Below are 15,564 nucleotides of genomic sequence, written 5' to 3'. Positions count from 1 at the left end.
GCTGCAAGGGCCCCGAAGATCACCGCCAACGCCTGGCTTCACTCGGTCGTTGTGGGGCCATCACGGCGGATGGTGCCTAGAGCCGGCCTCCCAAGCCGAACTTCTTCATCAGCACCTTCTCCAGCAGGCCCTTGGGCAGCAGGTTCGCCATCAATGGCAAGGCCCGGCTGCCGTTGCCCAGGCGCAACAGACGTGGCGGATTGGGCTGGCTGGCGGCCCTGAGCAGGCCGGCGGCAAATTCGCTGGCCGGCGTCGGCCGGTTCTGCGACGCGTTGGCCCGCGCGCGGATGCCCTCACGCAACGGCCACCAGGGCGACTCCTCGGCAATCAGTTGCTCGGCCTCATGGCTGGCATTCCGGGCGAAATGGGTGTCGATCGCCCCGGGCTGCACTTCCATCACCCGCACACCAAAGGGGGCCAGTTCCATGCGCAGCGCATCGCTCAGGGCATGCACCGCCGCCTTGGACGCGCAGTAGGCGCCGGCGAACGGAGTGACCAGTACGCCCGAGACACTGCCGACATTCACCACCAGCCCACGGCTGCGGCGCAGCGCCGGGAGCAGGGCGCGGGTTACGCCGACGACGGAAAACACATTGGTTTCGAACTGTCGCTGCATGGCCTCGACACCGCCATCGAGCAGCGGACCCATGGCGCCGTAGCCGGCGTTGTTGATCAGGATGTCCAGGCCCGCCGGCTGCTGCCCGATACGTTCGGCCAGCTGTTGCAGGGCCTTGCCATCGTTGACGTCCAACTGCACGGCGGTGAACCCGGCGGCGGCCAGGGCAGCGACATCCTCGGCCTTGCGTGCGGTGGCCCAGACCTCATGGCCGGCCTGTCTGAAACTGTCGGCCAAGGCGCGGCCGATACCGCTGGAGCATCCGGTGATCAAGGTGACGGGCATGGGCACATCCTTATGAGGCCTGGGAGTCGAAGACCTCCGAGAATACCTTGTCCGTGACAAAAAGGAGTGAATCGAGCCCCTGTTTGATCTTTTCCCGGTTGGTGCCGTGCATGCGGCTCTGGCCACCGTGACCATCGAGAAAGAACAGGGTGGGTACGAACTCGATCTCGATAGCCGGTTGCATCAGCTTGAAGATCGGATAGCTGAGCTGGAAAAACGCCACCTTGTCCCGATAGGGCCCGGCGGCCAGTGCCGCGATTTGCGGCTTGAGTTGTTCGCAGGGCGGGCAGCCGCGACCGTAGATCAGCACGACCGAGGGCTTGGGGCGGATGAGCGGCACTTCCAGACTGCCCAGCTCGCTGCGGAACGCGCGCCGGGTCTTTATCTCGGTCACTGAGGTGTGGCTCTTCATTCTGACTCCCTGCCTGGGTTGCACCGCCAAAGGGTTATTCAACGCCAAAATCAGAGGGTTGTAACCTGTCAAAAATGACAGGTGGCCAAGTGCCATCATTGTCGGTTTCAGCCGGAAAAACTGCCCTGCAGACGCTCTGCGCGAAACTCCAGAGTCTGTGGACGGTAGCCGGGACGCAGGGGCGGCATTGGCAGGCAATCTTCCCAGACTCCTGCGGCCTGCAACTGGCCAGGACCGCGATAGCGGGGGGCGCTGTAGCTGTTTTCGGCGAGGTTGACGGTGTCGCCCGGAGCGTAGGCGGCGATGCGCCAGCGCAGTTCCACCAGGGGCACGCTGTTGTCGTTTTTCATCTTCAGTTGCAGCGGTCGGTCGGCCGGGCAGTGCTCGGGGGCGTAGCTGATACGCATCTCCAGGCGCGCCAGTTGCCGGGCTTCGCGGGTATCCATCCAGGCCACCCAGGCGGCCACCATGCCCAGTCCGGCCAGCGCGGCCAGGGAGACCGGCAAGGCCTTGGCCGGGTAGCGCAACAACAGGATCAGCCAGGTGATGATCAGCAGGACGCCGATGAACATGAACGGATGCCTCGATAATGCGGGAAGCCTCATCCTGACAGTGTAGGTGGCGCGGGTCCATCCTGGAGATTTGCCCACCTGTCAGGGAGCGTGGCTCTTACAATTCGGGGGCAGTGTTGTGAGCGCAATGGGGGGCACCCGCGCCCTGCCCGCCGCGGATAGGGGACGCGGCGGGCAGGGCTCAGGTGGTGGAACGCGGGAGTCACTGGGCGATGGTTTTCACCGAGACGCCCCGCTCGACCGGAGTCGAACGGCCGTAGATATCTTCGAAACGCTCGATATCGTCTTCGCCCAGGTAGCTGCCCGATTGCACTTCGATGATCTCCAGCGGGATCTTGCCCGGGTTGCGCAGGCGGTGCACCGAGGCGATCGGGATGTAGGTGGACTGGTTCTCGCAGAGCAGGAACACGTTTTCGTCACAGGTCACTTCGGCGGTGCCGCTGACCACGATCCAGTGTTCGGCGCGGTGGTGATGCATCTGCAGCGACAGGCACGCTCCCGGCTTGACCGAGATGTGCTTGACCTGGAAGCGTCCGCCCATGTCCACCGAGTCATAGGAGCCCCATGGCCGGTAGACTTCGCAGTGGTTCTGGGTTTCGCTGCGGCCCTGTGCGTTGAGGGTGTTGACCAGTTGCTTGACGCCCTGGACCTTGTCCTTGTGGGCGATCATCATCGCGTCCTTGGTCTCGACCACCACGATGTTCTCCAGGCCGATCACCGACACCAGTTTGCCGTTGCCGTGGATCATGCAGTTGCGGCTGTCCTGGATCACCACGTCGCCCTTGCTGACGTTGCCGTTCTCGTCCTTCTCGTGCACATCCCACAGCGACGACCAGCAACCGACGTCGCTCCAGCCGGCGGTGAGCGGCACCACGCAGGCGCGCTGGGTCTTTTCCATCACCGCGTAGTCGATCGAGTTGTCCGGGCACTGGGCGAAGGTGGCTTCGTCGAGGGTCACGCTGTCGGCATCCTGCTGGCTGCGTTCGAGGGTCAGCAGGCAGGTGTCGTAGATGTCCGGATCATGCTTTTTCAGCTCTTCGAGGAAGCGGCTGGCGCGGAACAGGAACATGCCGCTGTTCCAGTAGTAGCCGCCGGCCTCGACGAACTCGTTGGCGCGTTTTTCATCGGGCTTCTCGACGAATTGCGAGACCCGGCTGACGCCTTCCGGCAGCAGCGCGTCGTTGCTCGACTTGATGTAGCCATAGCCGGTTTCCGGCTTGGTCGCCGGCACGCCGAACAGCACCATCTCGCCACGTTCGGCGGCCACGGTGGCCAGGGCCAGGGCGCGCTGCAGGCCCTTCTGGTCCTCCAGCACATGGTCGGCGGGCAGCACCAGCATCAGCTCGTCGCGGCCTTCGTTGACCAGCAGCATGGCGGTCAGGGCCACGGCGGGTGCGGTATTGCGGCCGAAGGGCTCCATCAGGATGCGCTGGGCTTCGAGCTGGCGTGCCTGCAACTGTTCGCTGACGATGAAGCGGTGGTCCTTGTTGCAGACCACGATCGGGGTGTCCATGCCTTCGAACACCAGGCGTTCGATGGTCTGCTGGAACAGGGTCTGCTCGCCGGTCAGGGCGAGGAACTGCTTGGGAAACTGCTTGCGCGACAGTGGCCAGAGACGGGAGCCGCTACCACCAGAGAGGATTACCGGGATCATGCTGTTACTCCTTTAAACGATATTGGGTTCAGAGCTACTGTGTGCTGTCTTGTTGTTGTCCAGTGCCGGACGATGCGCGTTGGCGGGAGCAGCAGCTGTCGAGCCCGCACGCTCAGGTCGCGTTCGTCCGGCGAATTCATCAGCGGGTCGACACCGGGCGCTTGACCCAGACCGGCGACAGGCTGCTGCCGCTGCCGGTGACGTAGAGCACCGCCGCTTCGCCGCGCTCCAGCGCGACCGGCTTGAGGTCACTGACCTTCTGGTTGCCGTCGTACAGGGCGAAGCTGACCTTCACCGGGTTGATCTCGCGTTCGCCACGACCCTTGGCGGCCACCGACTGGACCACGTCGGTCTTGCCATCGGCGGTCTTGAGGGTCAGCGCCTTGTCGCTGAGGTTCTGCACGCGTACCAGGGACTTCTGCTTGTTCTTGAACGGTGGTTCCTCGATCAGCTGTGGCTGGCCGCTGGCGTTGTTGACCAGGGTGTAATAGTGATCGGGGGCGAGTTTCACCGGCAGGCTCTGGCTGCCGACCTTGGCGCTGTAGTCACCGCCGGGCATGAAGCTGAAGTCGCTGCTGGCCAGTGGGGCGACGTCGTTGAGCGCGGTGGCCCCGACGGTGGCGCTGACTTCCTGGTTGCTGGCGTTGTACAGGCGTACGAAGCTCGAGCCTTTCGGTGCGGTCGGGCCGTACAGGGCGGCGTCGCCGGCGGCCCAGACCTGCAGCGAGAGCAGGCTCAGGCCGGCGGCCATGGCCAGGGTCTTGAGGGTACGGCCGTGGGTGTTACCAGTAGTAGTAAAAGTCATGGTGCATACCTCTTTTTCAGTTTTGCGCCTGTGCAGGCGACTCGGATCGGGTTGTGTTCAGAACCAGGTTCTGTTGGCGGATACCCGCGGCTTTCAATTGCGCGACCCACTGCGGGTCGGCATCGCCGATTTCGTTGTTGACCGGCAGGTAGCGCTCCGGGAATTCCCAGATCAGCACCTGTGGCGGGTTGTTCTTGAAGGCGTCGCTTTTCAGGTAGGCGAGCATCGGCAGGATGGGTCCATGGCCGTCCTCGGCGTAATTGACCACGTCGCTGTGCAGTGCCTGCTTCAGGGCGCCGACGAAGTTCCATTTCGGGTTGGCGCTGTAGCTGGTGCCGATCAGTGCCACCGGCACTTCGTTGTCGGCGAACAGGGCGTCGCCGCCGGCCGACTCGCTGTCGACGGCACGGGTGACACGTTTTTCCAGCGGCTCCTCGGCCGGCATCAGGTTCTCGAACAATGGGTCCAGCGGCAGGAACTGACGCAGGTCGCCCTTGTGTTCCTCGGTCTTCCCGGCCTCGGTGACGAAGCGCTGCGGCTGGCCGCTGAGCGGCATGGCCTGGGCTATCGCGTTGGCCAGTTGGTTCGCGGCGACCTGGGCACCGTCCGGGGTCCAGTGGGTGTCGGTGCGCAGGAATACCTGCTGGCCGTTCCGCTTGGCCTGCTGCAGCGGGCCGAGCAGGTCGGGGGCGAGGATGTGCCCGGCGGCGACGCGGGCGTGGAAGTCACGGTACAGGTCGGCATGGATGCTGGCCGGACGCTCGTCGCCGAGGTGTTCCGGATACAGCCGGACCTTGGCCGGAACGATCGCCATCACCAGGTTCACGCCCTTGGCCTTGAGGGTCTGGCGCACGCCTTCGACCAGTGCGTAGTTGTCTTGCAGGTTCTGCTGCTGGCCGGCGGTCGGCTTGAATTCCTCGTCGCTGTAGAGCCATTGGTCACGGCCCAGTACCACGCCGGGACGGCCTTCGTTGAACAGCTTGAAGTCCAGCGCGGCCCAGAGGTTGGTGCCCAGGCGCTTGATCGGGAACTCGTCGTCGTAGCGGGTCTCGACGGCCTTGGCCCAGCGCCCGTTGAGGAACGTGGCGTCGGGGTTGGTGCTGAAGCCGATGAGGCCGCGCAGGGACCACAGGCCCAGCGCCAGCAGCAGGGCGAGGAACAGCGCGATATAGAGGATGCGTAATGAGCGGGTCATGGTCGGCTCCCTCAGAACTGGAAGTAGAGGAACGGCGAGAAGCTCTGCGCCGAGAGTTTGAGAATCGAGGCGATGAACAGCAGCAGCACCAGGGCGCGCATCAGGTAGCGCGGCCAGTCGGCGACCCAGTAGGCCGGTTGCACCTGGGCTTCGACGCCGACGGTGTAGCCGGGCTCATGGATGCTGCCGGCCGCCTCGCCGGGCGCGGCCTTGATCAGGCCGGGTTGGGCGCTGGCCGGGCCATCGGCCGGCTTGCCTTTCGCCTTGGCGGCGGGCGGGTCGCGGTACAGGTCGCGCAGGCCGAAGAACGCCAGGGTCGCGTAGGCCACCACCAGGGTCGCCACCTGCAGGCCGGTGAGGCTGGCGCGGTTGAGTTCCGACAGCGACCAGTCGCCGAAGCTGAACATGGCACCGTACATGCGGCCGGCCACGTGCAGGTTCTCGGCACGGAAGATCACCCAGCCCATGATCACCAGCAGGAAGGTCAGGGCCCAGCGGATCGGGTTGAGGCTGCGCGGGGTGGTGTTGATGCCCAGGGCCTTTTCGATCGCCAGCCACATGCCGTGCCAGGCGCCCCAGACGATGTAGGTGATGTTCGCCCCGTGCCACAGGCCGCCCAGCAGCATGGTCAGGAACAGGTTGCGGTAGGTGATCAGGGTGCCGCGGCGGTTACCGCCGAGGGTGATGTACAGGTAGTCGCGCAGCCAGGTCGACAGGCTGATGTGCCAGCGCCGCCAGAACTCGGTGATCGACTGGCTGATGTAGGGCTGCTTGAAGTTCTCCATGAAGCGGAAGCCCATCATCAGGCCCAGGCCGATGGCCATGTCGCTATAGCCGGAGAAGTCGAAGTACAACTGCGCGGTATAGGCCAGCGCGCCGAGCCAGGCATCGCCGGTGGTCGGATGTTGCAGGGCGAAGCAGTGGTCGGCGACCACCGCCAGGGTGTCGGCGATGAACACCTTCTTGATGAAGCCCTGCATGAACCGCGTGGCACCTTCGGAGAACTTGTCGAGGGTGTGGGTGCGGTGGTTGAACTGGTCGGCCAGGTCACGAAAGCGCAGCACGGGACCGGCGATCAGGTGCGGGAAGATCGCCACGAAGGCCGCGAAGTCGATCAGGTTGCGGGTCGCCGGGGTGTCGCCGCGGTAGACGTCGATGATGTAGCTGATGGACTCGAAGATGTAGAACGAGATTCCGATCGGCAGCAGCACGTGGGTCAGGATGAACGGTTCCAGACCGAACGAGGTCATGATCGCGTTCAGGCTGTCGACGCCGAAGTTGGCGTACTTGAAGTAGCCGAGGATGCCCAGGTCGACGGCCACGCCCAGCAGCAGCCAGCGCTGGGCCGGTTTGCTGCGTACGCCGGCGGCACCGACTTTCAGGCCGATCCAGTAGTTCCACAGGGTCACGCCGGCGAACAGCGCCAGGAAGTCGACCCGCCACCACGCGTAGAACACGTAGCTGGCGACCAGCAACAGCAGGTTGCGATAGCGTTGCCCGCTCAGGTAGTACAAGCCGAGAAAGATCGGCAGGAACAGGAACAGGAACACGTTGGATGAGAAGACCATCCCGATCTCTCCTTGTCTGATCAACAGTCCGGGGCCAAGGCCCCCCCAAACCCCCCATGCAATCCGGGGGGCGTCGATCGTTCCCACGCTTTGCGTGGGAACGCCTCTCAGGACGCTTGGCGTCCGCTTTGTGACGCAGGGCGTCACGGGCTGCGTGCCCACGCGGAGCGTGGGCACCATCGGGTTCGTTAGCGGTTACCCTTCTCGTGCGCCGGGTCGTAGACCCGGGTCAGGTCGCCGCCGAGGCGGAAGGCCTTGAACGGCTGCATCCCGTGCTTGCGCTGCAGCACATCGTCCGGGCAGGTGTAGAGCGTGCAGTAGGGCTCCAGCCAGGCGAATTTGCTGTCGACCTTGAGATCGGTCATGTCCTGCTCGCGGCCGTTGCGGGCCTGGAACTGGCTGGGGTCCTGGACGCCGGCCAGCACCCGGTCGCCGAGGCGCTTGAGGGCAGCGTTGTTTTCCTGGCGCAGGTCGACGCCGTTGGCCAGGGCGAAGCTGGCGATCATCGCCAGCGGCGGCAGCGCATAGTTGTGGTAGGCCAGGGCGCGTTGCTGGCGCTTGAGTTCGTTGGGCAGGAAACCCTGCGGGTCGACCTGGTTGGCACCGACCTTGTATTCCTTCACCGCCCAGTCGAACAGGTCACGGCGGTCGGTGGCGATGGCGGTTGCCATCACCGCCCAGGCGGCCCAGTACGAGTGGTTGTTGGTCTTGTCCAGCGGCAGGTTGTCCCAGTCGCTGACCACCTGGTCGGCCAGCTTGCCGAACCAGGCCTCGATCTGCTGCGCCTCCTTCTGGTGGGTCGCCAGCGGACGGGAGTCGGAGAACTTCAGGCGCAGGTAGGACGAGGCCATGCTGCCCAGCGCCCATTTGCGCATGGACTTGCCGGTGTGGTTGAAGTCCCTGGAGGTCAGCGCATCGGCCTGGGCCCAGGCGGTCAGCCAGTTCAGCGTACAGCTCAACTCCTGCGGGCGGCCGTCACGCATGAACTGCATCACCTGTTTGCTGGTGCCGCGCTCCATGCTGGTGATGTCGGCGGTGCTGTCGCGAAAGGCCTTTTCCGACTGCACGTTGAGGGTCGCCCGGGCCTTGTCGGAACCCTCGTACTTGCTGCGGAACTGCAGCTGGCCGGTGTAGGGCTGGGGCATGGCCTCGCAGCCCTCGCTGCTGTCGCCGCTCTTGACCTTGTCGACGGCGGCGAAGTAACCCTGCGGCGGACGCAGTGGCGCCGCCGCCTGGGCGGAGCCGGCGACGATCGCCAGGCCCAGCAGGGAAGGAACGAGCAGTGTGCGGATAGTCATCTTCAGGCACCTCATAACCCGGCCTGGGCCCGGTGGGGCTCGGCGCTGGGGAATACGTTGCGTTTGCAGATCTTCGCCTCGACCTTCTGGGGCGCGGTGCCCGGTTCCGGGCCCTGGACTTCCACGGCCAGCAGGTTCTGGTTGGCCCAGTCCTCGTCGGTGCGCAGTTCGAAGGCGAAACGTCCGTCCGTGTCCGATGTTTCCGGTTTCTCGATCTTGATGTCCTCGTGGCGACCGTTCATGTACCAGAGGGTGGCTTGCAGGGTTTTCACCGAGGTGTCGGCGAAACGGATGTCGACCTGGTGGCCGCTGTTGCGCAGGTCGCGGTTGTTGCTGTTGACCAGCAGCTCGTTCTTGCCCGGCTTGACCGTGGTGCTGGCACTCATGTCGGCGTTCTTGCCTTCGCAGCCGTTGTCGAGCAGGGACATCATCTGCCGGTAGATGGTTTCCTGGTCCAGGCGGTAGAGCGGCGAGAACTCCCAGATGAGGATCTTCGGTGGTTTCTTCTGGAACTCTTCGCTGCCCAGGTATTGCAGCATCGAGCCTTCCAGGCCGCCGCCGGGGAAGGCCACGTTGAGAATGTCGGCACCGATGTACTGCTGCAGGAAGCCGGCGAAATTGTAGTTCTTGCCACTGTGGCTGGTGCCGACCAGGGTGATCTGCGGGTCGCCGGCGTCACCGAACAGGTCGCCGTCTGCTGCCTCACCCTTGGGCTCGGTGGCGAACTGTTCCATGTACTGGATCGCGTAGCTGGTGCCGCACAGCTGGCCGGCCATGTTGTGCAGGGTGCCGGTCTTGCCCATGCGGCCGGAAACGTGGGTCTCGAATTCGCGATGGGGGATGTCGGCGAAGCCGGGGACCTTTTTCACCGTCTCGGCGACGATCTTCGCCGTGCGTTCGGCACCGTACGGGGTCCAGTGCTGGTCGCCACGGAAGTAGAAGTCGTGGGCCTGCTGCTCGTTGGTCAGTGGCGACAGGTCGGGCACGTGGTAGCCCATTTTCGCGAAGCGGCCGAGCATCGCCTGGTAGTTGTGCAGGGCCTTCTGGTAGTCGAACTTGTCGCGCTCGGCGGGGAACAGCTTGTTGCGGTTCACCAGGCCACGGGTCGGCTGGTAGACCACCACCAGTTCGACGCCCTTGCTCTTGAAGGCATCGTGCAGTTGCTGCAGGCGCTTGTAGCCGGCCGGCGTGGTGTCGAACTCGGTACGCAGGTCTTCTTGGGTACGGAACAGCCAGTCGCCCTGGGCCTGGACCAGGGTGGTGAAGTTCTGCTGGTAGCGGGTCACGTAGTTCTTTGCATCATGGGCCGCGGGGCACAGGCTGCAGCAAGGCTCGGCGGTGAATTTCGGCGCTTGCACTTCCTCGGCCCGCAGGTTGCCGCTGGCGGCGAGGATCGCGGTGGCAAGGGCAGAGAGGCCGAGCAGTTTGATCAGGTGTGGGTTCATTAAGGTCGTCCTCAATCGCGCATTTCGGTCTGGCGTTCGACGGGGTCGATCAGCACGGCTTTCTGCTGGCGCACCAGCAGGTCGAGAATTTCATCCTGGCGATCACCCAGCACGCCGGTGAAGGTGATGCCGCTGCTCTTGGCCGGGGCGAGCATCGACACCCGGTACAGTTCCAGGCTCAGCGGCGAGTCGATGGACAGCGGGCCGCTGCCGTTGCCGGCCAGTTCGCCGCCGACCACGATCAGCGAGACTTCGGCGTCGAACGGGTCGAGCTTGATGTCGCGGTCGGTGTCGCTCAGGTCCTTGATGTGGCCGTAGATGCCGGTCAGGCCGTTGGCCATCGAAAGGTTCTCGTACAGGCGCACGTTGACGCTGTTGCGGATGCGGATGCCGTGGCGCTTGTTGCCGATCAGCCGGTTGGCGTAGATCAGGTTGTCGGCACTCTCGTAGAGGGTGATGCCGTCGGTATGGTTCTTGTAGATCTCGTTGTAGGCGATCAGGTTGTTGACGCTGTTGCGGTCGATCACCAGTCCCGAGAGGTGGTTGTCGTAGCTGCGGTTGTTGAAGATGAAGCTGTCGTTCACTTCCCGGGAAATGATGATGCCGTGCTTCTTCTTCGTGCCGTACACGGTGTTGTCGGCGATGATCAGCCGGTGCGAGCGGTCGTGGGGGTCGATGCCGTAGACGATGTTGTCGCGATAGGTATTGCCCTTGAGCACGAAGTCACGGGTTTCATAGCAGTAGAAGCCGTACCACATGTCGCTGAATTGCGAACCGATGATCCAGCCGGTCGGTTCGGGACGCTTGAGCACCTTGGCCATGTTCGGCGTGTACTGGGAAATACTCACACCGTAGGACTTACTGTTGGAGTAGCCGAAGCTGGCCATCGTGCTGTTGACGATATAGGTCTCGGTGCCGCCCCAGGCCAGCAGGAACGGACGGAATTCCTTCGGCGAACGGAAGGTCGCCGGGCCGTTGTCGGCCTCGCGCCAGCCGGTGACCTTGGTGTCGCGCACGAACAGTTGCCCGTCGTTGACCAGGAACGCGCCGCCTTCCTGGGACAGCCGCAGTTCCTGGGTCTGACCGTCGATTTCGAGGATGCCCTTGCGCCCGACCACGATCGGAATCCTGGCCAGGAATACGCCCGGCGAGGTTTCGCTGATGTACTTGGCCGGCAGCTTCTTCACCAGGTCCTTGAGGTTCAGGTAACCGTCGTCGATGAAGATCGCCTGGGGGATGCCGTGCTGGCGCACCACCCATTCGGCCATCTTGTTGTCACCGCCGATGAAGTCCTTGAGGGCGTCCTCCTGCATCATCCGGCGCACGCTGATCTTGCCCGGCTGGCCGCGCACGATCTTCGCCGCGACGGCCTCGGCGGTGTAGCCGCCGAGGTCCGGCAGCTTGGGCTTTTCCAGGTGCAGCGGTTCGCTCGGCGCGGTGCTGACGGTATAGGTCTTGGCCTGTTGCAGTTCCTTGGCAATGATCGGCGCCTGGCCGCTGGCGGTGGCCGGCTTCTCGACGTTGGCGAACGCCGTGCTGCCGGCCAGCAACAGGGCGGCAGCGAGAGCGCTGAGCGAACCTTGCATGGCGATCTGATTCATCTTGGAAACTCCCTTGGCGGCCGGCATCAGAAGCGCCAGATCACGTCGATGAATGCGCGGTGCATGTAGGAATCGACGTCGTGGCCGTAGGCGCTGCCCGGCTTGAACACGCCGCCGCGAAAGCGCACCAGCGCCGAAGGTTCGTCGATCGACTGGCTCAGGGCTGCCGGCAGCAGGCCCTGCTTGAAGTACTTGGTGACCACCAGATCCATCTCCTGGCCCATGTCCTTCTTGCCGTCCTGCAGCGGCAGCGAGGTGCTGGAGAGCAGGGCGCCGGTGCTGTCGTCATAGGTGTTCTGCGCGGCGTTGATGCCGTTGCTGCCGACGTCCTTGTTGCCGTCGACACGCCAGAACTTGTGGTAGACCAGGCTGGCGTCGTAGTCCTCGCGCAGTTGCCAGGAGCCGAACAGGGTGGCGGTCTGCAGGTTGTTCAGTTCGCCACGGAAGGCTTCGCCGAAGCGGTGCATGCGTGAGCGGGTGCCGGTGAAGTTCGAGCGGTTGCTTTCCAGGCCGTTCTGTTCGTAGTCGCCGCTGGCACGGGCGTAGGCGGCACCGACCTGCCAGTTCGGATCCAGGCGCAGGCGCACGCCGAGGTCGGTGGCCCAGCCATTGACGCTGTCGCCACGCTTGGCTTCGGCCGGACGGGTACCGTCGGCGTTGAGCGGGTTGACGCTATCGCGGTGGCCGCTCATGCCGGTCAGGCTGGCCCAGTAGTTGATCGTGTTGGTGTTGCGGAAGTTGTAGGCGTCGCTGTTGGCTTCCAGGCCGAGCCAGGTCAGGTTGCCGTTTTCCTTCTTGTCCAGCGGGTCGCTGGCGACACCCGGGGTCGGGTAGTCGAGCTTGCCGTCGTCGTGGCTGTGGTGGGCGCGCAGGCCGACCCACTGGCCCGGGGTCCACTGGTAGGCGACGTCGCCGTAGACGTGCAGGCGGTCCTTGTCCTTGGGCGCGAGTTCGGTGAGGTCGGTGCGGTATTCGCTGAAGCGTTCGGCGGTCCCCAGGTTGGCGCGCAGCAGGGTGGTGTCGAAGGTCCAGTTCAGCGCTTCGATGTTGGTGTCGCGCCACTGTCCGTCGTCGTTGCGCAGGCGCTGGCGACCGAACTTGAGGATCTCGCCGGGGTAGGGCGTGAAGCCCTTGTAGCCGACCCAGAACTCACGCAGGGCCAGGTAGCTCTTGTCCGGCTTGCGGGCGTCGTTGCTCGAGCTTTCCTGGTCGCCATTGGCCTGTTGCAGGGTGTCGGTCTCGATGATGTCGGTGGCGGTCACCGCCTGGCCCATGGCGTAGGCGCTCCAGTTGCCGCTTTCGCCGTAAACCCAGGGGCGCAGGTCGAGGCCGATGCCGTTGGCGTCGCCACCCTTGAGGGTGCCGAGGTCGCGATCGTCTTCCGACTGCGCGGTGATCTTCGCTTCCAGGCCGAAATTCTGGGTTTCGGTGAGGGCGGCCAGGGTCGGCGTGGACCAGGCCAGGGCAAAGCTCAGGCCGATGCCGGCCTTCACGAAAGGATTGAAAGTCATAGGGTCTTTTCCTCGCTGTCGCCTTCCTGCAGGACTTGTTGCAGGTCCAGCGCGTTGCGGCTCAGGGTGCCGCGCAGGCGCTGCTCCTGCTGCAACAGGCGCTGGGCGTCGGCGCGCTGGGCAGGCGGCAGTTGTTCGTCGAGTTGCTGGGCCAGCTCATTGGCTTGCGGCGTGTCCTGGGTTTTTGCCAGTTGGCCGAAGACATAGGCGTTGAGCGGGTCGGGCTTGGTCCCGCGACCCTGGGAAAACAGTTGGGCAATGGCGTAGTCGGCGCTGTTCTGGCCGTTGCGGGCGGCCTTGAGCAGGTGGTCGAGGGCTTTCTGCGGGTAGACCTGGCCGAGGTAGCCGCGGCGATAGATCTGCCCCAGGTAGTAGTCGGCGGCGACTTCGCGGCCGACGGCTTTCTGGAAATGCGCCTCGGCCTGTTTCGCGTCCGCCGGCACCCACTTGCCTTCGTAGTAGAGCTTGCCCAGCAGCAGTTCGGCCCGCGGCTGGTCGGCGGCGCGACCATTGTTCAGGTACTCCATCATCTGGTCGACGTTGCCCAGGTCGGGGTAGTCGTAGAGCAGTTGCGCCAGGCTGACCCAGGATGCCGGGTAGCCGGGGGCGATCTTCTCGAGCAGTGCCTGCGCGGTTTTCGTATCCGGCTGGCCGAGGCTCGAGTCGGCCAGTACCCGGGCGACGCTGTCGACCCGCTGGGCACCGACTGCACCGCGGCTGTAGGCGGCCTGCAACTGCTTGAGCAGTTCGGCCTGCTGGTCCGGCTGGGCGCGTTTCTGGTAGACGGTGGCCAGCTCGACGTAGCAGATGTCGGTGCTGTTGAGCGCGGCCTTGCAGATTTTCTCCACCTCGTCCAGGTGCTGGTCGTAGGTACCCTGGGTGCGATAGAGCAGGACCTGGGCCAGCCCCGCTTCCGGGTAGCCGGCGCTGCGCCACTGGTCGATCTGGCGCTGGGCGTTGACCTCGGGGAAGCTCTGCGGGAATTGCAGGTAGAGCATCGCCAGGGCGATCAGGGTGTTGCCTTCACCATTGGCGAAGGCCTTTTTCAGCAGGGTCTCGGCCTCGTGGTGCTCGGCTTCGGTCGCGCCGGGCTTGGCCACCAGCAGGCGCCCCAGGCGGGCCTGGGCACGGGGCGAGGTGTCGGCGGCGGCGCGGTAGGTCGCCTCGGCCTGACGGATCTGTGCCGGGTCGCGGCTTTCCACCTGGATATCGGCCAGGCCGACCTGTGCGTCGCTGTAGCCCAGGTCCGCCAGTTGGCGGTAGTTCTGCTCGGCCAGGGCGGTGTCGCCGCGCTTGAGCGCCTCGTTGGCCAGGCGCTGGTCGGGCAGACCGGCGCAACCGGCCAGGCCGATCGCCATGGCCAGTGTCAGGGGCAGGGGTCTGAAGGTCGTCACAGGCATGTCCTCCGCTTACAGTCCGGCGGCCATGGCTTTGTCGATCAGCCAGTTGAGGTTCGGGCCACGGTCGCTGTGCACTTCCACCGGACGGCCGGCGAGGCTGCTGTCGAGGCTTTCATCCGGCTTGATCAGCACGCGGATGTCGGAGGACAGGTCGTCGCTCTTCAGGCTGGAGCTGCTGACGATCCGGCCCTGGCGTACCTGCTCTTCGCCGGCGACCTGGAAGTTCACGCGGGTGCCGGGACGTACTTCGCCGAACTGGCGATAGGAGAAACGTGCCTCGACGTTGGCCACGCTGTTGCGTGGCACCAACTGGAAGATCACGTCGCCCTTGCTGGCGTACTGACCGTTGGCGACCAGTTGCTGGGCGACCACACAGTCGCACGGCGAGGTCAGGGTACCGGTCATCTGCTTGCCGAACAGTTCCTCGACCTTGGCCGGTTGCAGCTGGTCTTCGTCCAGGTGGCCCTTGAGCACGTCGAGCATGCTGGTGCTGAAGCTCGCCAGTGGCGCGCCCTTGGCGGCGATGCCGTCGTCCTTGAGCAGGCTCTGCACGGTACCGTCGCGCGGCATGGTGACGTTCACCCCCGGCACGCTGACCAGGCCGGCCTGGGCGTGGCTGACGAAGTACATGCCGTAGATCGACTTGAGCACGAAGCCGAACGCCGCCAGGCCGACGACGAACACGCCGACGCTGAAAGTCACCGCACGCAGGCGGCCAAGCGGGCTCAGGCCGGTGCCGTCGTCCTTCTTGCGCCGGGCCTTGGTGAAGTTGTCGCGCTGCAGGGTGGCGAGCACGTCGCCCATGCTGACGATGTCACCGGCCAGGTGCGAGGTGATCAGGTGGCGCAGGGTGGCGATGTCCTGGGGTTCCAGGTTCTGGAACTGGCAGCCGACGCGACCGTGCTGGCGGTCGTAGGCGCGGATCTGCAGTTCGACATCCATGCCCAGGCCGAGGTTGTCGATGACGAACATCAGACGGCCCTTGTACACCTCGCCGAGGGTCAGTTCCTGTTGCTGCTGCGGCGGCAGGTTGAAGCTCAGGCCGCCGGCGGACAGGTCGTGCACAGGCACTTCCATGGGCTTGCCCGCGCTACCGAAGAAACGCAGCTTGGCCGGGATCTTCACCCGGGCGTGCTGGCGCTGGGCTTCGGATTCGTGGACGACGTTGGCGTTGACTTTAGAGTTCATGAGTTAAAGCTCCA

At 64.7% G+C, this 15,564-nt stretch carries 13 protein-coding genes; all 13 read right to left on the bottom strand.

The features are described from left to right. Positions 1–76: 76 nt before the first annotated feature. A complete protein-coding gene (locus PF66_RS01360; protein WP_054060198.1) occupies positions 77–901 on the bottom strand; it encodes an SDR family oxidoreductase in 825 nt (274 codons plus the stop codon). A gap of 10 nt (positions 902–911) precedes the next feature. Further along, the gene (locus PF66_RS01355; protein WP_054060199.1) at positions 912–1,313 is read right to left on the bottom strand and encodes a thioredoxin family protein; all 402 of its coding nucleotides are present in this window, start codon (positions 1,311–1,313) and stop codon (positions 912–914) included. A 107-nt stretch (positions 1,314–1,420) separates the two neighbouring features. Continuing rightward, on the bottom strand, positions 1,421–1,885 hold the full coding sequence (locus tag PF66_RS01350) for a hypothetical protein (protein ID WP_054060200.1): 465 nt from the start codon (positions 1,883–1,885) through the stop codon (positions 1,421–1,423). 202 nt (positions 1,886–2,087) lie between these two features. Continuing rightward, the gene (locus PF66_RS01345; RefSeq protein ID WP_054060201.1) at positions 2,088–3,539 is read right to left on the bottom strand and encodes a mannose-1-phosphate guanylyltransferase/mannose-6-phosphate isomerase; all 1,452 of its coding nucleotides are present in this window, start codon (positions 3,537–3,539) and stop codon (positions 2,088–2,090) included. A gap of 139 nt (positions 3,540–3,678) precedes the next feature. Next, complete coding sequence (locus PF66_RS01340; RefSeq protein ID WP_054060202.1) at positions 3,679–4,344, bottom strand: alginate O-acetyltransferase AlgF; 666 nt, start codon at positions 4,342–4,344, stop codon at positions 3,679–3,681. Positions 4,345–4,360: 16 nt separating this feature from the next. Beyond that, complete coding sequence (locus PF66_RS01335) at positions 4,361–5,539, bottom strand: alginate O-acetyltransferase (RefSeq protein WP_054061712.1); 1,179 nt, start codon at positions 5,537–5,539, stop codon at positions 4,361–4,363. 11 nt (positions 5,540–5,550) lie between these two features. Beyond that, entirely contained in the window at positions 5,551–7,107 is a 1,557-nt protein-coding gene (locus tag PF66_RS01330) for an MBOAT family O-acyltransferase (protein ID WP_054060204.1), read from the bottom strand. 188 nt (positions 7,108–7,295) lie between these two features. Then, positions 7,296–8,405, bottom strand: a complete 1,110-nt coding sequence (locus tag PF66_RS01325; protein ID WP_301600503.1) for a mannuronate-specific alginate lyase — start codon at positions 8,403–8,405, stop codon at positions 7,296–7,298. A gap of 11 nt (positions 8,406–8,416) precedes the next feature. Further along, positions 8,417–9,850, bottom strand: a complete 1,434-nt coding sequence (locus PF66_RS01320) for an alginate O-acetyltransferase (protein WP_054060206.1) — start codon at positions 9,848–9,850, stop codon at positions 8,417–8,419. Positions 9,851–9,861: 11 nt separating this feature from the next. Beyond that, positions 9,862–11,451, bottom strand: a complete 1,590-nt coding sequence (algG, locus tag PF66_RS01315; protein ID WP_192842766.1) for a mannuronan 5-epimerase AlgG — start codon at positions 11,449–11,451, stop codon at positions 9,862–9,864. Positions 11,452–11,477: 26 nt separating this feature from the next. Continuing rightward, complete coding sequence (locus PF66_RS01310; protein WP_054061710.1) at positions 11,478–12,962, bottom strand: alginate export family protein; 1,485 nt, start codon at positions 12,960–12,962, stop codon at positions 11,478–11,480. Beyond that, positions 12,959–14,362, bottom strand: a complete 1,404-nt coding sequence (gene algK, locus PF66_RS01305; RefSeq protein ID WP_054061709.1) for an alginate biosynthesis TPR repeat lipoprotein AlgK — start codon at positions 14,360–14,362, stop codon at positions 12,959–12,961. Before algK ends, PF66_RS01310 begins: the two co-directional genes overlap by 4 nt. Positions 14,363–14,371: 9 nt before the next feature. Further along, the gene (locus PF66_RS01300; RefSeq protein WP_054057818.1) at positions 14,372–15,550 is read right to left on the bottom strand and encodes an alginate biosynthesis protein Alg44; all 1,179 of its coding nucleotides are present in this window, start codon (positions 15,548–15,550) and stop codon (positions 14,372–14,374) included. Positions 15,551–15,564: the final 14 nt, after the last annotated feature.

The organism is Pseudomonas asplenii (assembly GCF_001293465.1).
In the GTDB taxonomy this organism is placed as follows: domain Bacteria; phylum Pseudomonadota; class Gammaproteobacteria; order Pseudomonadales; family Pseudomonadaceae; genus Aquipseudomonas; species Aquipseudomonas fuscovaginae_B.
Note: the sequence above shows the minus strand (reverse complement) of the source record. Positions and strands in the feature narration are given on the sequence as shown.